15 protein-coding genes are annotated in these 20,379 nt (G+C 42.2%); 3 read left to right on the forward strand and 12 right to left on the reverse strand.

The genetic code is table 11. From position 1 onward, the window contains the following. Positions 1-4 precede the first annotated feature (4 nt). Together DW947_RS18225 and DW947_RS18230 are read right to left on the reverse strand one after the other, a co-directional pair. Positions 5-778, reverse strand: coding sequence for a radical SAM protein (locus tag DW947_RS18225; protein ID WP_057097320.1), 774 nt, complete (start codon positions 776-778; stop codon positions 5-7). Between the two features lie 138 nt (positions 779-916). Beyond that, on the reverse strand, positions 917-2,962 hold the full coding sequence (locus tag DW947_RS18230) for a helix-hairpin-helix domain-containing protein (RefSeq protein ID WP_119958594.1): 2,046 nt from the start codon (positions 2,960-2,962) through the stop codon (positions 917-919). 97 nt (positions 2,963-3,059) lie between these two features. Between DW947_RS18230 and DW947_RS18235 the strand changes: the two genes are divergently transcribed. Further along, a complete protein-coding gene (locus tag DW947_RS18235) occupies positions 3,060-3,692 on the forward strand; it encodes a DUF4294 domain-containing protein (protein WP_005833968.1) in 633 nt (210 codons plus the stop codon). On the opposite strand, the gene DW947_RS18240 is transcribed toward DW947_RS18235, so the two are convergent. The 3 genes from DW947_RS18240 to DW947_RS18250 form a co-directional block, all read right to left on the reverse strand. Continuing rightward, complete coding sequence (locus DW947_RS18240) at positions 3,687-4,427, reverse strand: DUF5131 family protein (RefSeq protein ID WP_009037514.1); 741 nt, start codon at positions 4,425-4,427, stop codon at positions 3,687-3,689. The two genes, DW947_RS18235 and DW947_RS18240, sit on opposite strands and share 6 nt — an antisense overlap. Before the next feature lie 129 nt (positions 4,428-4,556). Further along, positions 4,557-5,519 carry a YitT family protein gene (locus DW947_RS18245; RefSeq protein ID WP_005825206.1) on the reverse strand — a complete coding sequence of 321 codons (963 nt, stop codon included), beginning with the start codon at positions 5,517-5,519 and terminating at the stop codon, positions 4,557-4,559. 323 nt (positions 5,520-5,842) lie between these two features. Continuing rightward, the gene (locus tag DW947_RS18250; protein ID WP_005833966.1) at positions 5,843-6,370 is read right to left on the reverse strand and encodes an RNA methyltransferase; all 528 of its coding nucleotides are present in this window, start codon (positions 6,368-6,370) and stop codon (positions 5,843-5,845) included. A 464-nt stretch (positions 6,371-6,834) separates the two neighbouring features. Here DW947_RS18250 and nadA point away from each other — a divergent pair, with 464 nt between their 5' ends. After that, on the forward strand, positions 6,835-7,773 hold the full coding sequence (gene nadA / locus DW947_RS18255) for a quinolinate synthase NadA (RefSeq protein ID WP_005825202.1): 939 nt from the start codon (positions 6,835-6,837) through the stop codon (positions 7,771-7,773). Between the two features lie 93 nt (positions 7,774-7,866). Here nadA and DW947_RS18260 read toward each other — a convergent pair whose 3' ends face one another. Genes DW947_RS18260 through leuS form a run of 3 tightly spaced genes read right to left on the reverse strand, consistent with a single transcriptional unit; the run spans position 7,867 to position 12,228 of the window. Then, the gene (locus DW947_RS18260) at positions 7,867-8,445 is read right to left on the reverse strand and encodes a non-canonical purine NTP diphosphatase (protein WP_005825199.1); all 579 of its coding nucleotides are present in this window, start codon (positions 8,443-8,445) and stop codon (positions 7,867-7,869) included. Positions 8,446-8,482: 37 nt separating this feature from the next. Continuing rightward, a complete protein-coding gene (locus tag DW947_RS18265) occupies positions 8,483-9,385 on the reverse strand; it encodes a YitT family protein (RefSeq protein ID WP_005825197.1) in 903 nt (300 codons plus the stop codon). 5 nt (positions 9,386-9,390) lie between these two features. Continuing rightward, positions 9,391-12,228, reverse strand: coding sequence for a leucine--tRNA ligase (gene leuS, locus DW947_RS18270; protein WP_117963575.1), 2,838 nt, complete (start codon positions 12,226-12,228; stop codon positions 9,391-9,393). Positions 12,229-12,776: 548 nt separating this feature from the next. Here leuS and DW947_RS18275 point away from each other — a divergent pair. Then, entirely contained in the window at positions 12,777-13,655 is an 879-nt protein-coding gene (locus DW947_RS18275) for a DMT family transporter (RefSeq protein ID WP_034525442.1), read from the forward strand. Positions 13,656-13,725: 70 nt separating this feature from the next. Here DW947_RS18275 and DW947_RS18280 read toward each other — a convergent pair whose 3' ends face one another. The 4 genes from DW947_RS18280 to DW947_RS18295 form a co-directional block, all read right to left on the reverse strand. Continuing rightward, positions 13,726-15,159 (reverse strand): DUF4185 domain-containing protein, encoded by a 1,434-nt coding sequence (locus DW947_RS18280; RefSeq protein WP_005825193.1) that lies wholly within the window; start codon positions 15,157-15,159, stop codon positions 13,726-13,728. Positions 15,160-15,165: 6 nt separating this feature from the next. After that, a complete protein-coding gene (locus DW947_RS18285; protein ID WP_119958595.1) occupies positions 15,166-17,139 on the reverse strand; it encodes a glycoside hydrolase family 97 protein in 1,974 nt (657 codons plus the stop codon). A 76-nt stretch (positions 17,140-17,215) separates the two neighbouring features. Then, the gene (locus tag DW947_RS18290) at positions 17,216-18,790 is read right to left on the reverse strand and encodes a RagB/SusD family nutrient uptake outer membrane protein (protein WP_005824689.1); all 1,575 of its coding nucleotides are present in this window, start codon (positions 18,788-18,790) and stop codon (positions 17,216-17,218) included. 18 nt (positions 18,791-18,808) lie between these two features. Next, the gene (locus tag DW947_RS18295; RefSeq protein WP_243635104.1) at positions 18,809-20,353 is read right to left on the reverse strand and encodes a SusC/RagA family TonB-linked outer membrane protein; all 1,545 of its coding nucleotides are present in this window, start codon (positions 20,351-20,353) and stop codon (positions 18,809-18,811) included. Positions 20,354-20,379: the final 26 nt, after the last annotated feature.

Raw genomic sequence — 20,379 nt, forward strand, 5'->3', positions numbered from 1 at the left:
ATTATTAATAAGAAACACTTACCGGTATACCCGTTTCCCGTATCCGTTCCGCAATGCGATCCAGTTCCTCGCGGGTGGCCTTCTGCAAATCATGGTCGGGCGTTTCGCGGTCGATGGTATAAATCATCACTTGGCGGGGAGCAATCTCCTTGACAGCTTCCAGCCAGGGAAGAACAAATTTATCGGATGTATTATCCATATCTTGTCCTTTATAACTTCCTTTGAGAAACATGGTCTGGATAATGCAGTTCCCTTTGAACGCTTTCATCCCTTCTATAATCTCCCGGATGGAGTAATGTCCGGTAGGACGGTCAAGTACACGGATATACTCTTCATCCACCGTATCCAGTTTAAGGATGTTGTTGTCAATCTTGTTCAAAGCCTCGAATACGGCAGGACGATGAATAAAGGTAGAATTGCTCAGTACGCTCACCTTTGCATTCGGAAAATACTTGTCGCGCAAGGCAAGTGTATCTTCTATGATTTCGGGGAAACGGGGATGTGCCGTCGGTTCTCCATTACCGGCAAAAGTCAGAACATCCGGTGTAGGTCCGTTTTGCTGCATGTCCCGCAGGCGGGCTTCAAGGGCCGAACGGACTTTTTCGCGTGTGGGCAGCGGCTGTTTGGGACGATGGTCGGCATTGAAACCACATTCACAGTAAATGCAGTCGAAAGTGCATACTTTGCCGTCTGCCGGCAATAAATTTATTCCCAAAGATACTCCCAGACGGCGAGAATGAACGGGACCGAATATGGGAGATGGATAAATGACAGTCATACTATTTACTATTTGACGATTTACTATTTACTATTTAATACTCCGAGTATCTACTAATCTTAGCACTCCAGAGTTCATCCTTAGATTATCATACGGACAAAGATAAAGAAAGAAATAAAAAAGCTATCAATCATTCCTCTAAAACTTGATACGCAGTTGCATCTGCAAGTCCGCTTTCCTATTTCCCGGTATCTCATCATTGCCCGAACCAATCGTCTGCCTATCCTGATAAACCGTCTGTCCGAACTTGGCAAGAAACATGAAGTTCTTACTCAAATCATATCGCAGATGAGTGGAGTAACGGAATCCTTTGCCATAGAAGGAAGGGGTATAGAAAGTATATAACAATCCACGCTCGGAGGCGTAAACACGCGAATCGTAATCGTCCGTATGAAACCAGGTTCCCTGCACGGAAACCGACAGAGGGAAGGGGAAAGTGTACGAGCAAAGTTGAGTACACTGATAACCTTGCCGTCTATCGAAGCGATACCCTTCCCCATCCTGCTGGCGGAAGTGGTTATAATCTATTGTAGTACGAAAGATATATTTTCCCGGCATATAGGTCAACCGATAACGGAGTTTATGGTGATAGATAGGTTCGATAACTGTACCGCTTGTACCCGTCACGTCTCTTTCTTTCTGTTTGTACCGATAATTAAAATACATCGAAAGGCTCTTTCGAGGAGTATAAGTAACCTGAAACATGGCATCCGCTCCCTTTGAGGGCTTACTTATACGGTATTTCCACCAAGGAAAAGAAAACATATCCAGTGAAGCGAAAAACTTCCAATGGGCGAAAGGTGTGGCCTCTGCTGCCAGATACCATCCGTTCTCATTCTGCGGCATACTGCTTTCGCCAAAGGAACGCCCAAACAAAGTCCAATAATCATATGAATAATACCGGTAAACAAGTAGCAGATGATAATCGGAAGAAAGATTATACTTCAGCCGGTTCAGCAAGGCATAGCCTTTACTGCCGGTTGCCGCTTCCCCCACCCAGACAAAACGGCCCAGACGATACCTATAATCCATGCCCACGTTATAGAAATCACTTCCATGAAGATTGTACTTTGCATGCTTGTTCAACCGAGGCTCGTAAGGACGGTTGAAAAAATAGTAAATCCCCGTTACTCCCATCTTCAGAGAATTCTTTTCATAGGTCACGTTTCCTCCTGTAACCTGCAAGGCAAAGGCATTCATTTTATCTGCCTCCTTCTGCGTGCGATGCAATCCCGTCTTGTAAATGGAAGTTATCTCGCCATCCTCCACCACACCGTCCATGGAGCGATGCGAATAGAAAGCCGAAATATCCAAGTAAGGCAATACTCCCACCGTTGCCGCCACTCCCCGGAAATAATTGTACTCATCGGTAGAACTATGCTTACGGATGCCTCCGGTACGATATTCTGTTGTAGACATAGAGAATGTTTTTCCTAAACGAAAATCCGTACTAAGTACCAGTCCCTGCCCGAAGCTCAGACGGTAATTGCCCAATGCCAAAGCCTTCAGCCGCCCCAGATTCTTTATCAGAAAATAGAAAGAATAGTAATCATAGCCTTTTCTGTTGTGCAGGGCAAAGAAGGGTTCTCCGGCATCCTTCTCTCCCGTCACGCCTATTTGGAGATAATCTCCATAATGAAAATTATAGCGCAAAGAATGGTAAAGGGAAGGTCCCAGGTAATTCTTCTCATATCCTTTACGGATATAGAACGGTACATCCAAACGTGCCAATGTTTCGTGTTTCCCGTATTTCAGTATAGATTTTAAAGCAGGATACCCCCTACCCGCTTTCACTGCCCGCACACAGACAAAGGGCAGCAGTAGGTCGATGGTACGTTTATCCATCTCCTCCACCAGTTGCAATTCATAAATGGTCTGCATCTGTCCGTGTATATAGACATAAGCCAGAAGATTCTCTATCTGTATATCCGTAAGAAAAGGAAACTGCTCCAATTGCCGTTTAGTGGCGGCATTGAGGTTGACAGGCTCTTGCAGACGTCGGGACAACTCCTCCAATTCATCTTCCCAACCGTATTCTTCCTCATTCCCGATGGAGAGTTGTTCCAAATTTTCTTCCAAAAGAAGTAAAGGCCGTTCTTTCTGAAGGCCGGATATATTTTGAGCTTCAAGCATAGGAGTCATTGACAGCATACTTACAAAAACTCCTATCTTGAGTAATTCCATTAATAGTAGGTCACTTTCATGTTTTGGGAAGCGAAGTTACCTTAAATAAGTTAATTGAGCAAGGAAAAATCAACATGATGCAACAACATTACACAGAATGGTGTACTTTTGCAACATGAACGCAAGGCTTAACATAGTAATACTCATCATGTTTCTTTCTCTCGGAAGCCTGAAATGCTTTGCACAACAGCAACCACAGTCTGCTGCGCAAAAGAGTGTCTATCTTACTCCCATGTGCGTTTACGAAGGAGATACCATCCCTTATGTCAAGCTCCCCACTGTCTACATCTTCAAGCCGCTTAAATTCAAGAACAAGCGCGACATGAACAAGTACTACAAACTCATTCGTGACGTAAAGAAGGTACTTCCCATCTCCAAGGAGATTAACCGTGCCATCATTGAAACCTACGAATACATGATGACCCTGCCCACCGAGAAAGCCCGCCAGAAACACATGAAAGCAGTAGAGAAAAGCTTGAAGGAGCAATACACTCCCCGCATGAAGAAACTTACCTTTGCCCAAGGCAAACTGTTAATAAAACTGGTAGACCGACAGACCAACTCCACCGGATATGAACTGGTAAAAGCTTTTATGGGCCCTTTCAAAGCCGGTTTCTACCAGACTTTTGCCGCACTCTTCGGCGCCAGTCTAAAGAAGCAATACGACCCTATGGGAGACGATGCATTGACCGAACGGGTGATATTGATGGTAGAAAGCGGACAATTATAAACTGATGTTTATTCCCGCCTTGCGTGCCTGCGAATGTTGAAATTGGCGTTTCACATTATATGTCTTTCCGTCTTTGACGAACTTAGAACCGGTCTGCTTGAACCAGAAGTCCACTTTATTTTCCACACAAATTCTGCGAAGGTCCATCACCCATTCAAAATCACAAGGGCGGGCTTCGTAACCGGATTCTCCCCCTGCAACTATCTGTTCAATCCATTCGCCAACAGCATAAGTACTTAAATCTATCCTTTCCAGCAGCGGTTCACAGATTATTATCTTATGCTTTATAGGAGCCCTCTTATAAATGGGCAAGCGATAATCGGCGCAAGCCTGGTTTTCAACCGTACAGCAGATGGTTACATTATCATATCCGTCTCCCCAATCATCGGGCAGACAGTCAGAAAAACGGTCTATACGCTTGGTAATCATCATAAAATGCAGGTCACTGCGACAACGAATCATCTCCCATGCTTCGGCCCGCCATTTGTCAGCATCTTCCACAAAGAAATCGGAAGTAAAGCAGGTGTAGACAAATGTTCCAGGTGGTATCTTGAATTCTCCGTTACGCTTTTTACGCAAAGGCAGGTCAAAGTTTTTTGTCCGCACCACCACCGAACTGTCCACCTCTCGCCGGGCATCACCACGATAAACATAACAATGCTTGCAACCTGCACTCAATTTATGGCAACCATGCCATAAGTTCCACATCATCGACTTCGCAACAATACCGTTCATTCAAACAAAAAACTTATCGTTAACACCATGTTGAAAACTATGTTAGCAACATAAATAATTAGTTATTAAACAATTGATATTAAGCTATATATTCAGTTAATAATAGAATGAACAATTGTTTATTACTACCTATTCGGGTTGTACCTCTCCTGCCATCGGAAGCTCTTTCCAACCTTCACCAAATGCATCATAAGCATCGGTAACCACTACAAAAGCCTTTGGGTCTACTTCCCTTATCTTCTGCTTGATACCTACCACTTCCTTGTAACTCACCACAAGAAACAGCATTTCCTTGTCTACATTGGTATAAAGACCACTACTTTTGATGCAAGTGGCTGTACGGTCCAAATCTTTAAGAATATAGTCGTGCAAAGCGGTAAGGCGCATATCACTGATGACAAACAGTATCTTGTCATTCTTCTCCCCATTTATCACATAGGCCAATACCCTTGAAGTGACAAAAATAGCTATCAGTGAATAGAAAGACAAATGCCACGAAGGTTGTGTAGCATCATCCGGATTTCCGATACCGAAACCGATAACCAATAGGCCGAATCCCACCACAATACCATCTACCAGCAGTATCGCCTTTGAAAAACGTATATGGCAATATTTCTGCAATATCATCGCCACAATATCCGTACCTCCTGTAGTAGCCCGGCTACGCACTACAATACCACAGCCTATACCGATAACCACCGCACCAATCACAGAAGTCAGCATCAAATGGTCGGACATATTCAGACTGCCACCCAGCAACTGTGTAGGGTCCAACTGATGGAGCGCTTCTTCAGAAGGATAGGAGAGGAGAGACAGCACATTCATGGCAAGCGGAGTGAATAGTGCCGCCACGATAGTACGTGCTCCCAATTTTGCTCCCAGTACCAGCACGGAAATGATAAGCAAAGGAATATCAAACATATAACCGAAAGTACCTACCTGAATAGAAGGGAACAGATTATGAAGCACAATACTGGCTCCATACACCCCGCCAGGAACAAGATTATAAGGATTGATAAAGTAAACAAAACCTGCTGCCAGAATAGTACAACCTACAAAAATGCCTATCCATGAAGATATTATCTTTTTCATATCGATATGATTTATATATATTCAGCAAATATACAAAAAATAAGAAAAGACACCAACTGTACAGCAAGTTTTCCACATACAACCGATATGTGTTGAATACATGGTTAACAAAAAGGATAAATTAGGAGATAAAGCATTAATTTACAATGAATAAAATGGTTGATTATAAAAATAAACCACTGTTCATAAAATCTCTCATCATACCTATATAGAACTAGTTTATTGGATCTATAGATGCAACACGCTGGATCTATAGATGCACCGTGTTCGATCTATAGCTCCAACAAACCCGATATATTGACAGCTTATTAACAGCCCTGTTATTATCTCAGTTTCTTGAATAAATCCCAAATAACAATACCCGCCGTAACCGATACATTCAACGAATGCTTTGTGCCGTATTGAGGAATTTCAATGCAACCGTGCGAATGGTCAATCACTTCTTGTTGAACACCCTTCACTTCATTTCCCATTACCACAGCATACTTTTTAGTCTTGTCCAGCACCAGTTCGTCCAGCATCACACTACCTTCCGCCTGCTCTACAGAATAAACGATGTATCCCTCGGATTTTAGGTTATCAACAGCTTCAACAGAGTTATCAACATATTTCCAATCTACGGTAAATTCCGCTCCCAAAGCTGTTTTGTGCATCTCCGGATGGGGTGGGGTAGCTGTAATGCCACAAAGATAAATGCACTCGATGCGGAAAGCATCCGAAGTACGGAAAACGGAACCTATATTATGGAGACTGCGGATATTATCCAATACCACTACCAAAGGCAGTTTTTCGGCTTCCTTAAATTCCTCTACACTAATACGATTCAGTTCAGTTATCTTCAGTTTACGCATGACAATATACTTTTAAATCTCCCTGCAAAGATACTTTTTTCCGTTTATATCCCGGTTAATAACCGTTGAAAAGGTGTCAATACAATAGGGAAACAATTTTAAAAATAATCCTTGCATTATTCAAAGGTCTGCATATTACAGTAGTGAAACGAACAAACCAAAAAAGTTAAGGAGAATTTTCCAGGCTTCATTCAACATATTTTTCAGCCTGGTTTCATCGGTTTATAACTCTAAAGTTATTAACTTTGCATATTATTAACAACATGTTAATGCTGTTTAGCAGAAGTCTTATTATCAACGGATAAACTTAAAAACCCCGGTTTATAAGCATAAGAGTAAAATTCAGCTTGATACTAATAACTTCATGGGCAAGAAAAATCGTATTTATTTGTCCACACTATTAACAGCCTATCATCACTATCAAAGGATTTTTAAAGAAGAAAGAGAAATTAAAAAATATAATTATGGATAATCTTATAGAAGCTATCAAGCAGCTGAAGAAGGAGAAGAACGCAATCATTCTGGGGCACTACTACCAGAAAGGTGAAATACAAGATATAGCCGATTACGTGGGCGACAGTCTGGCTTTGGCGCAATGGGCGGCCCGAACGGAGGCGGACATCATCGTGATGTGCGGTGTGCACTTCATGGGAGAAACGGCAAAGGTGCTTTGTCCCGACAAGAAGGTGCTGGTGCCCGATATGGCAGCAGGCTGTTCGTTGGCAGACAGTTGTCCGGCAGACAAATTCAGTCAGTTTGTCAAAGAGCATCCCGGATATACGGTGATATCCTATGTGAACACAACGGCTGCCGTAAAGGCGGTGACCGATGTGGTGGTAACTTCTACCAATGCAAAGCAGATTGTGGAAAGCTTCCCCAAAGATGAGAAAATAATCTTTGGCCCGGACCGGAACTTGGGTAATTATATCAACTCCATTACCGGAAGAAATATGTTATTATGGGATGGCGCATGCCATGTACACGAGGAATTCTCGGTTGAAAAGATTGTTGAAATAAAACGGCAGCATCCCGATGCGGTGGTACTGGCACATCCCGAATGCAAGAGTACAGTCTTGAAACTGGCTGATGTGGTAGGCTCTACGGCAGCTTTGCTGAAGTACGCAGTGGCACATCCCGAAAAGAGCTACATTGTAGCTACCGAAAGCGGTATCCTGCACGAGATGCAGAAACAATGCCCGCAGACAACATTTATTCCGGCTCCTCCCAACGACAGCACTTGTGCCTGCAATGAATGCAGTTACATGCGGCTGAATACACTGGAAAAGCTTTATGATTGTTTGAAAAACGAATCACCGGAAATAAAGGTGGATGCTGAGATTGCAGAAAAAGCAGTGAAACCGATTAAGAGGATGTTGGAAATATCGGCTCAACTGGGGTTATAATGTGCTGATATGCCAATGTGCCAATGACCTTTCGGCGTGACAGCGCAGCCAATTAGCACATTGGCACATTAGCATATCAGCACATTAAAAACATTATCTCATTAAGAACTTACACAACTTGTTAGTGGCCAATGCCCGGTGACTGATTTTATTCTTCAGTTCATTCCCCATTTCTGCAAAAGTCTGCGTATATCCTTCGGGAATGAATATGGGATCGTAACCGAAGCCTGAAGCGCCTTTTCTGTTTTTCGTGATTTCTCCTTTCACGATGCCTTCAAACAGATGTTCCTTTCCGTCGATGATAAGTGCAAATACGGTACGGAATTGTGCCTTACGGTTCTCGATGCCCTCCATATCTTTCAGCAACTTCTTCATGTTTGCTTCCGAATTGTGTGCATCGCCGGCATAACGGGCGGAATATACACCCGGTGCCCCACCAAGGGCCTCCACTTCCAAACCGGTATCATCGGCAAAACAATCCAGATGATAGTTATCGAAGATATATCTTGCTTTCAGCAAAGCATTTCCTTCAAGTGTGTCTGCAGTTTCCGGAATGTCAGTATCGCATTTGATATCCTTCATGCTGAGAAGTTCGACCTTCTCTCCCAAAATGGCAGTCACTTCTTCCAGTTTGTGTGAATTGTTGGTGGCAAATACAAATTTCTTTCTCATATTATGTTCTCCTTATACTTGTGGCTTATACAAGTCCCTATTTCACTTTCAACCGGTCGAAACCTTCTCCGTATACACCGATGACGGAACTTTGGGAAATGAAAGCGTTCGGGTCTATATCTTTCACCATCCGGAATATTTCTACCGATTGGCGTTTGTAGGCAAGGACGACCAGTACCTTCACGTTGTGTTTACTGTACCAGCCGATACCGTCGAGTACCGTTACACCGCGATGGGTTTCTTTGGTGATGCGGTCGGCAATCTTTTCATATTCTTTGGAGAAAATAAAGAACTGGACGGATTGCCGGGCACTGTTGACTATGTAATCCAGTACAAATCCGATAACAAACAAAGTTACAAAACCAAATATCACACGTCGCCAGTCATGGAATACCACATAACAGGAACTGATGATGATGAAGTCGCAAGCCATAATCATGCGTCCCAGCGTGACATCCTTGTATTTATGGATGATGGCTGCAATGATGTCCGTACCTCCCGTGCTGCCGTTGCAGTTGAACACGATACCCAGTCCGGCACCGCACATTGCCGCACCTATCAGGCAAGCCATGAAGTCTTGTCCTTCGCCCAGCAGTTGGGGAGGGACGCCGTCCGAACCGTTCACCAGCAACTGGAAAAACCATAAGAAGAAAGTGAGTCCGAAGATGGCAAACGTAGTCTTGATACTGAACTTCGGTCCGAGTATCTTGATGGCAAAAGTCATCAGTACGGCATTGATGATGAAGTATGACCACTGGATGGGAAATCCGGTGGCATAATAGATGATGGCACCGATACCGGTAGTACCTCCGGTCGTAATCTGATAGGGAATGAGGAATGCCGCCCATCCCAGTGCATAGCTGATGAGTCCCAGAGTGATGAAGATATAATCCTTCAGCTCTCTCGTCACTTCCGCTTTGGTTGGTTTTGTAATTTGCATATCTGTTATTTGACAACGATGTTCACAATCTTCTTCGGCACTACGATTACTTTGACGATGGACTTGCCTTCCATCCATTTTTCAGAACGTTCGTCGGCCAATACAGCAGTCTGGATGGCATCCGATGCCGCATCTGCCGGGAACTCCATGTTGAACCGTGCTTTTCCGTTGAAGGAAACGGTGTAGTTGACCGTATTTTCCACCAAGTATTCTTCGTTGCATACCGGCCACTTGGCATCGCATACGGAGCCTGCATTGCCCAGTGTCTCCCACAACTCTTCGCATACATGCGGAGCAAAGGGAGCCAGAACGATGATAAACTGGTTCAGGATTTCCTTCTTGCTGCACTTCATTCCGAACAACTCGTTTACACAAATCATAAAGGCACTGATACTTGTGTTGTAAGAGAATTGCTCGATGTCTCCCGTCACTTTCTTAATCAGTTTGTGGAGGGATTTCAGTTCTTCCTTGGTGGCAGGTTCATCCGTTACCAGATAATTGTCGTTGCGGTCGTAGAACAATGACCAGAACTTCTTGATGAAGCGGTGCACACCGTCTATTCCGTTTGTATCCCACGGCTTTGATTGTTCTACCGGGCCGAGGAACATTTCGTACATGCGGAGAGTGTCGGCACCGTATTTGTCGACAATCATATCGGGATTGACAACGTTGAACATGGATTTACTCATCTTTTCCACAGCCCATCCGCAGATGTACTTGCCGTCTTCCAGAATAAACTCGGCAGTTTCGTATTCTGGACGCCATGCCTTGAAGGCTTCAAGGTCCAGAACATCATTGGATACGATATTCACATCCACGTGGAGTGGGGTAGTGTCGTACTGGTCTTTCAGATTCAGGGACACGAATGTATTGGTATCTTTGATGCGATAGACGAAGTTGCTCCGTCCTTGAATCATGCCCTGGTTCACCAGCTTTTGGAACGGTTCTTCGGCTACGGAAATGCCGAGGTCGTACAGGAACTTATTCCAGAAACGGGAGTATATCAAGTGACCGGTGGCATGTTCGGTACCGCCTACGTAAAGGTCTACATTGTGCCAGTACTCATCCGTTTTCTTGTCTACAAGTGCCTGGTTGTTGTGCGGGTCCATATAGCGCAGGTAATAGGCGCTTGAACCGGCAAATCCGGGCATCGTGTTGAGTTCCAACGGGAAGACGGTGATGTTGTCTATCTTTTCGTTTTCTACGACGCATTTGTTTACGGTATCCCAAGCCCATTTTGCGGCATGTCCCAATGGAGGTTCACCGGTTTCGGTAGGCAGGAATTTGGCTACTTCGGGCAGTTCCAAGGGCAGGGCGCTCTCGTCAATCATGTAAGGCATGTTGTCCTTGTAGTAAACCGGGAACGGCTCGCCCCAATAGCGCTGACGTGAGAAAATGGCATCACGCAGACGGAAGTTCACCTTTACACGTCCCAAGTTATGTTCTTTCACATATTTCTTGGTAGCGGCAATCGCTTCCTTGATGGTAAGTCCGTTCAGTGAGAGGTCGCAATAGGGAGTAACGCCTTCGCGTGGAGAGTTGCATACAATGCCTTCCTTGGCATCGAAGCTCTCTTCGCTTACATCGCAGCCTTCTACCAACGGACGAATTTCGAGACCGAAGTGCTTGGCAAAAGCATAGTCACGGCTGTCGTGCGCAGGCACAGCCATGATGGCACCCGTACCGTATCCGGCAAGTACATAGTCGCTTATCCAGATAGGAACTGCCTCACCGGTAAAGGGATTGATGGCATAGCTTCCGGAGAATGCACCGGTAACGCTACGGTCGGCAATACGTTCGCGTTCGGTACGTTTCTTGGTGCGTTCCAGATAAGCGTTTACTTCATCTTTCTGTGTGTCGGTGGTAAGTTGCTGTACCAGTTCGCTTTCGGGAGCCAATACCATGAAGGTGACGCCGAACATGGTATCTGCACGGGTGGTGAAGATAGTGAATTCCAAATCGCTGTCTTTTACCTTGAATTCTATTTCAGCGCCTTCGCTGCGTCCTATCCAGTTCTTTTGGGTTTCTTTCAGGGATTCGGTCCAGTCGATGGTATCGAGTCCGTCCAGCAAGCGTTGTGCATAGGCAGATACACGGAGGCACCATTGACGCATCTTCTTTTGAATGACGGGGAAGCCGCCTCGTTCGCTTACGCCGTCCACCACTTCATCGTTGGCAAGTACGGTTCCCAGCTGAGGGCACCAGTTTACCATCGTCTCGCCCAGATAGGCTATACGGTAGTTCATCAGGATTTCCTGCTGTTCCTTTTCGCTCTTGGCATTCCACTCTGCGGCGGTGAAACTCAGTTCTTCGCTGCAAGCCACGTTTATTCCTTCGGTACCGGTTTGGCTGAATGCTTCAATCAGTTCCTGGATGGGACGTGCCTGCTTTTCATCGTTGCAGTAGTAGCTGTTGAACATCTTTTGGAATGCCCATTGGGTCCAATGGTAATATTCCGGTTCGCAGGTACGGATTTCGCGGTTCCAGTCGAAAGAGAAACCTATCTTATCCAACTGTTCGCGGTATCGGTTGATATTGTTGACGGTCGTAATTGCAGGGTGCTGTCCCGTTTGTATGGCATATTGCTCTGCTGGAAGTCCGTAAGCGTCATATCCCATGGGATTCAGTACATTGAAACCTTGCAGTCGTTTGTAGCGGGCGTAAATATCCGAAGCAATATATCCCAGCGGATGACCTACATGCAATCCCGCACCGGAGGGGTAGGGGAACATGTTCAGTACATAGAATTTTTTCTTCGTTTCGTCTTCCGTCACTTGGTAGGTTTTGTTTTCCACCCACCTTTTCTGCCATTTCTTTTCAATTTCCCTGAAATTGTATTCCATAGTGGTACTTATTAATATTTTGTTGAAAACATTGTTTATTCAATGGTTAAAACCGGTTAGTATCCGGTTAATATCGGTGCAAAGTTACGGGTTTATTTTCAGATTTGTAGCGAAGTAACATAAAAAACAATGGCAAAGGCTTGATAATTCACTTTTTATTACTTATATTTGTGATGTGCTTTTAAAACTAATTTTTTGTTTGTAATACAAATAATAGCTAAATTGATTCAATAGGATATTTACTAAAAGATTTTTAGGATATAGCGAAGGATGAAGTCTGGGAAGATTTCATCCTTCGCGTTTTTTGTCTGTGTATTCGGCAGATTGTTGTTTATTATTCTGCCGATAAATGAGAGTTCGTTCAATAGGCTTCTAATAAGGGATTTAAAGATTTACTAAAACTCGAAGGAAGATTTACTAAATCTTTCCTCCCGTTTTAGTAAATCTTCCTTCGAGTTTTAGTAAATCCTCCCTGAACATTATTTATGGTTGGTTTCATTGTATTGAAAAAAGAAAGTACGTATATTTGTGCGACTTATCGGAAGTGTATGAACGCAATGAAAAATTATACTTATCATCTTGTCGCCGTCCTTACGGTAGGTATTTGGGGGCTGACCTTTATTTCAACGAAAGTATTGATTGGGCACGGTCTTTCTCCGCAGGAAATATTCTTGCTTCGTTTCCTGATAGCTTATATGGGCATTTGGCTTATTTCTCCCCGAAAACTGTTTGCCGACAATTGGAAAGATGAATTTTGGATGTTTTTAGGAGGCATAACAGGCGGTTCATTCTACTTTTTTACAGAAAATACAGCTTTGGAGATTACATTGGCGACGAATGTGTCGTTTATTGTCTGTACGGCTCCGTTGCTCACCACCATTCTTTCTTTGTGGATTTATAAAAAGGAAAAGGCTACCCGTGGATTGATGGCTGGTTCATTGCTGGCATTGGTTGGTGTGGCATTGGTGGTTTATAATGGTAGTTTTGTATTGAAGATTTCTCCTTTAGGTGATTTCCTTACTTTGCTTGCTGCTTTTTCCTGGGCATTCTATAGCTTGATAATGAGAAAAATGTCCAATTGTTATGGTATAACTTTCATTACCCGTAAGATATTTTTTTATGGAGTATTGACTATTCTTCCTGCATTTCTGATTCATCCCTGGAATTTCGACATTGCCCGTCTTCTCGAGCCGGCTATTCTGTTCAATTTACTTTTCCTGGGTGTATTGGCTTCCTTGATTTGTTTTGTAGTCTGGAACGTAGTATTAAAACAGCTGGGAACGATAAGAGCTTCCAACTATATTTATCTGAATCCTCTCTTCACTCTGGTAGGTTCTGCTTTTCTGCTTGGCGAACAGCTTACTATAGTTGCTTTGATGGGGGCGATACTGATATTGGGGGGAGTTTATTGGGCAGGAAAAAAATAAATACAAGATAAATGGGGTTGTGTCTGCAAAGACACAGCCCCATTATTAATGTGATTTAGCAAAATTCTTTTTATGGATTACATTTGAGTTCAGCAGACATTAAATAAGTATTATATGGTAGCCACATAGACATAATGAAATAAAGTATATTTCCTTTGAGTGATATGGGGTGAATATAAGAACCATACAATTGTGAATATTGCCAGCCATCGACTAGTTTTTGTGGTTTACTCCATTCCCCTATAATATGATCTGCTGTTCGGAATGAGATATCATAGCGTGTACTATTGAAATAGAGCAATATCCATTTTTTAAATTCTGGATGATAAGCGATGGAAAGTTCTCCAGATATATCATTGAATAATGGAGTGGCTGCAGTTTCATTTCCTTTAATCCATCCACTTCCATTCCAAAATTCGTATTCTGTTTGATTTTCAATATTTTCTTCTAAAAAACGAGCAAGATGAGGCTTATTGTCACGTCCAGTAATTGTACCCACCATATAAATATATCCGTCTTTTTTGAAATAGCTTACTTGACCAAAATTACTTGTTGAACCAAATTTTACATTTTGGCAACGTGTCCAAGTAATTCCATTGTCTGAAGATTTGTAAAGACTTGAAAAGTTAGTTATCCATCCTGCCCAATTACGAATATTCATGTAATGAACATAATCTATGCCATTGGCACGAATGGCTGCTGTGGGAATAGAAGTCCAATCTCCATTACCACTTCCATCTTTACCTCCATAACATATTTCACGAGCATTTTTACCACTTTCATCCATAGTAGCACCATTAATGGTGAGCCCATCAGAAAGATCTTGATCGTCAGAGAAAAGCAAAACATTACTTCTCCAGTTACTCCCATTGGGTCCTGGATTTACAAAATTTGGATAAAAGTCACTACCGAATGTATCGCCGAAAAAAAGTCCATAATGTCCGGGTTGTAATTCCCAAACAATACCTAAATCTGTACCACCTACATTGTATAATTCATTAGTACGATTATTTACTTCAAATTCTACAATAGGTAATCCGTTTGTGCCATTTATTTCAGCACCAGTAATACGGGATACACATTTTAAATTTGAAAATTTTAATTCTCTAGAATAATTGACGATACCTTTATTGACTATCAATTTGGAAATTTCTGATGACTGATTATTATTATCTACTGCAATAAATTCAAAATAAAATGTAGAAGAATCATCCTTTTTTATAATATATTCAAATATATATTCTGGTGATAAATTTGATTTTATATATTTCTCAGAAATATTATTAGTATCGTTAATTTTATTTATTACTAAATAAGCTAGTTGATCGAATTCTTTTATTGATACTTTGATAGATATTATACCATTAATCGCAGTAATTTCATTTTGAGAAAGGTTAACTTCTAAATTATAACTATTTACTTTATCTGTATCCGAATTTTCACAACTTGTAAGCCCCCATATAGAAAGGAGGCTTGCAAGTAATAATACATGTATTCGTATCATGATTTTTTATAATTTTGTAATATGTAATAGCGCTCCTCCATCCCTTGCCAGATTCAGTTCAATGATATCCTTCCTTGTAACTTTCCGCACCAGTCTGTCCAGATTGTTTGGATTCCGCTCCACATCCTCCGCATCGGTATAGATCGTTGCCTGGTAGTCCCCCTCACTAAGGAAGTCCAATTCCAATTTCAGATCCCTTTCCGTACCGTTGTTCAGCGAGCCCACCCACCAGTCCGAACCGCTCCTGCGGGCCACCGTGACATGCTCATTCATCCTTGCCAGCGGAACTCTTATCTCATCCCACGTTCCCGGCACGGTACGGAGCACCTCGAACCCCGGTTGACCTTCATAAGCCTTTGGCGTATCGCACAACGAGGTGAGATGGTTTTCCAAAACCACATACATGGCCAACATATGGCAGCGTGTGCTCATTACATGAGGATTTACATACTGTATCTTGAACTCCGAGCGCGGCAGTGCCCTGAACCCTCCCAGGTGATAGTCCGTCGCTCCCGCCAGCATCCTGGTGAAGGGTATCGCAATGTCATGGTCCGCATTCACCAGCGTGTCCCATTTGCATACTTCATAGTTGAGTGTCCCCTCCCGTGTGAATTCATTCGGATACGTCCTTACCAGTCCGGAAGGCTTGCTCGACCCATGGAACTGTATGAAGAGCCTGTGTCTTGCCGCACATTCCAGTATCTCTTCTTGGATGCGTATCATCTCTTGGTCATTACGGTCCATGAAGTCCACCATGAGTCCTTTTACTCCCCATCCCTCATAGAGCGCAAAGGCTTCTTCGAGTTTGTCGTACAACGGTCTCCAGTGTACCCACAGATGTATGCCAACCCCCTTGCTCCTTGCATATTCCACAATTCTCGGCATGTTCAGGCACGGTATCGGTTTTATAACGTCCGCATTGGGTCCCGCCCATCCGAAATTGAAGTTGTCATCATAGTACCAAGGAGTCTCCGCATATCCGTAGATTCCATGTGCATCCAAGCCATTGCGTGCTGCAAAATCGATGTAGTACTTGTTTGTATCGAAGTTGTTTCCCGGAGAGAAGGTGCTGTCCGGCACGACATTCCCGTTCCACCATGTGAACGTGGTCCTGCAAGGCTTAATCCATGAAGTGTCTTCAATCCTGCAGGGCTCGTTCAGGCTTGTTAGTATATTCGTCTCCAGCAATCCTCCCACCCGGTCTGCAACGGAGATTACGCGCCACGGTGTGCGGTGCGGGAAACTGTCTGTCTCGACCTTTATCTTCTCCTGCCCGAGTTTTGGCGAGAGCTTTCCCACCAGTCCACCCTTCTCCTTCATCAGGTACATTCCCGCATAGTCCCGTATGGCCGCTTCGGTTATGGCCACTGCCACCCCGTTGTCGAACTCGAATGTGGCGGGCATCTCTATCAGCCTTTTCCTTGCCACCTTGTCATATCTTACATGACTGTATACCCCTTCGTGTGTATTCACATACCCGGGCAGGTACATGAGCAACGCCATCGGGTTTCCTTGCAAGTTGAACTGTGTCCTTTCATCATACATCACGTATGAATCCCATGCTTTCTGTTCCGGAAATTCATATCTGAATGCTATCCCGTCATCGAATGCTCTTACAATTAGGTTCACTGTTCTCTCCTTCCCATTCCTTTCCACCAGGGGCACTGTCATCTCGTTGCAGTAGTTCCTCGCTCTGCGGACCTTCCCCACTACCAGCTCGTAGGCCTCGTCTATTTTCCTCCTTTGTACCTTTCCCGCCTTGAGCCCTGCCCCGAACTCCCCGCTGTCGAACTCGAATCCCAGCCTTGAGTCCTCCAGCAGCTGCTGTTTCCCGTATTTCACGCTGTAGGCCACTTTCTCAGGTGCTATGTCCAACACAAGCTTCAGCTTCCCGTCGGGAGATGCCACAGAGAACTTCTGCTGGGCTGAAGCGGTACCAAGGCAGAATAGGAGGGCACATATAATAAAAAGTTTTCTCATTTTTATAATAATATATTTAGTTAGAAAATACAAGCGGAATTTACATTTTTCAAATTCCGCTTGAAATATGATAGTATTATTTAGGGTTTTGTACTAAATTAGAATTACGTTGTAGCTGATCAAATGGTATTAGCATGAGATTACGTTTTGTATCATTAGTAGGCTGGTGTTCCCACCAAGTACCTTTTGTGAAATTATTATCAAAACGAATAAGTTGACTTCGACGTAAGCCTTCTAATGCAAATTCTACACCAAGTTCTTGAAGAAAACGACCATATTTTACTGGAACTCCATTACAAATTGTGGTAGCTTCTAATTCTGAACCGGTTAATTCATTGGTTGTATCGAAGTTTCTTCTACGTACTTCATTTACTAATTCGGCAGCTTCTTGTGAGCTACCTCCTGTACGGAGTATACATTCAGCTTTCATCATTAATACTTCGGCATATCTCATAATGACATAATCATTATCAGGAGTACCTGTTGCACCTATTTTGATTTCATATTTGCCAAAACGATACCCTTGATACATGGTAGCATCTCCACTAATATTAGTAACATCTTTGGTATAACTGAGCAGCATTTGTGGGTCTCCGCACCAACCATTTGTCCATAATGGAGTACCATCAAGTGCATATTGTTGTCCCATGCGCCATGTTTTTTCTAAACGCTTATCACCTTCTATATAGTTATCAAAGAAAGTAGGAACTCCGACGCACCCACCATCAAGCCAAGTGGCTTGGAGGTTGAAAGTTTGCATTTGAGAATAGTGTAAAGTTTTGCGTGCCCACATATAAATTTGACCACCTGATTTGGTTTCATCGAATGGAATTACAAACATTGTTTCATTACTCAATTCGTTATTTGTAGAAAATGGGAGTGAATAATCTCCGTCTAGTCTATATTTATTAGTAGCAATAATTTCATTGCATAAATTTTCACATTCATTATACATGGGAGTTCCTATCCATGCTTCAGCATTCAAATATAGACGTGCCAAAAGCATTTTTGCGTTCCATTTATTAAAACGTCCATAGGTGTTTAAGACATCTTCACTTAAGTTATTGATATTATTTTTTAATTCCGACTCAACGAATTCAAAAACTTTAGACCGTGGCTCTGTTGCTGGTAAATAACCATCAGGAACATCAAATCGATCAATAATGGGAACATTACCAAAAGCTTCTAGTAGTAAGTAATAATAAAATGCGCGAGCTACTTTTAATTCTGCAATATAATTTTCTTTACCATTCATTTCTATTGTTGAATTTTCAAATTGGTAAAGAACTCTATTAGCACTTGAGACACCTGAATATAATGCATTCCATATATTGTTTAGATGTGCATCTTCTTCCATCCAAGAATGTTGGTGTAAGCGAATATAAATACCTCCATCATACCATAAGCCATGATTTTTAACTGGAGTAACACAAACATCGGTAGTTTCTTCTAAATCCCACCAGTTTGAATGTTCTGTTAAGGTACGCATACTGGAATATATGGGAACCATGGCTGCCAAGAATTCAGATTCAGTTTTATAAAAGTCTTTTTCAGGGATGCTACTAAAAATTTCTTCATCCAAATTGGTACAAGAACTGAATAAAGAGATAACAGCTAAAAATGCACCAGTAATATATTGTTTTTTGAACATTGCTGTAATTTTTTAAGGTTAAAATAAAAGATTTAAGCCAACAGTGAACTGACGTGTAGTGGGATATAACTCGCCTGCACCAGATCCTTCAACACCAGGAGCAAGTCCTTTAATACTAACTTCTGGATCTAGTCCTTTATAACCAGTCATTGTGAGTAAATTATTGCCTGCTACATATAGACGAAGACGTTGAATGACTTTTTGTTTTTTAAGATTAAATGTATAGCCAACACTTATATTATCCAATTTTACATAATCACCATCTTCTACATAATAACTTTGCATAGCAGGAGCACCTTTTACATATGAATTACTACCAAATGGTTTTTCCAATACTGAGCGAGGTAGATTGCCTTCTCCAATACGTGAGGTTGTTTCCCAATGCATACGTTGGCGGTTCAAGACTTGAAAATTGAATGCACCGCGGAACATAACAGATACGTCGAAACCTTTATAGCTTAATGCTAAATTTAGACTTCCATAAGTTGTTGGAATACCATTACCAATAACTTTTTTGTCGCCATCATCAGCATCAGTCAATAATTTGGGTTGACCATCAGCACCATATACCATCCATAAACCATCAGATGTAAGACTATGAGTCTGGAAACCATGGAAATTACCAACGGGATCACCTTCTCTTACTATGTGAGTATGGGTTTGAATTGGTGAACCGGTAGCTCCTTCATACCAATAATCTTTTTGATAAAGTCCATTTGATAAAGAAATGATTTTATTTTTGTTATAGGAAAATGTTCCTGTAATGTCAAAACGTAAATCGCGTGTTTTAATAGGAGTACCACTTAATAACAATTCGATGCCTTGATTTCTAATTTTTCCAACATTTGCCATCATACTTGATACAATGTAAGGTGGAGTTGGTACTTCATAGGTAGAAAGTAGATCTGAAGTTTCACGGTGATAAATATCAATAGAACCAGAAAGTCTATTTTTTAGGAATGAAAAATCAAGTCCCAAATTTAACTCACTCTTCGTTTCCCATTTTAAATCGGGATTAGGATTTTGGTATGGACCTGCACCTTGTGTCCATTTTCCATTAATATATGCATATCCACCATAATTTAACAAATACATGGATAGTAAATTAGATGTGACTTCATTACCTGTAACGCCATAACCTATGCGAACTTTTAAGTCATCTAACCATTGGATATCTTGCATAAAATTCTCTTTGCTAATGCGCCATCCTGCTGATATAGCAGGAAACCAACCCCATTTATGGTTATCTCCAAAGCGTGATGAACCTTCACGGCGTAAACTGGCCATAAACATATACTTTTCATTGTAATTATAAGTCAATCGACCAAAAAATGAAATTAGTTTATGAGTATTTCTATAACTGGTCATAGCTGCCTTATTATCCTTCATATCATTCATAGAACCAATATTCCAAGGTCCAAACATATCTGTTGGAAAATCTTTTGCCCATTGATATATACCTTTAGCATCATCATCTTGGTAACTATAACCTATCATGGCACCTAGATTGTGTAAACCTAATGATTTGGTATAATCATGTCTTATCCTGATATAGGTAGACACATTTACAAACTAATAAATGTGTTACT

Origin of the sequence: Bacteroides sp. AM44-19, from assembly GCF_003603395.1 — a bacterium.
In the GTDB taxonomy this organism is placed as follows: domain Bacteria; phylum Bacteroidota; class Bacteroidia; order Bacteroidales; family Bacteroidaceae; genus Bacteroides; species Bacteroides uniformis.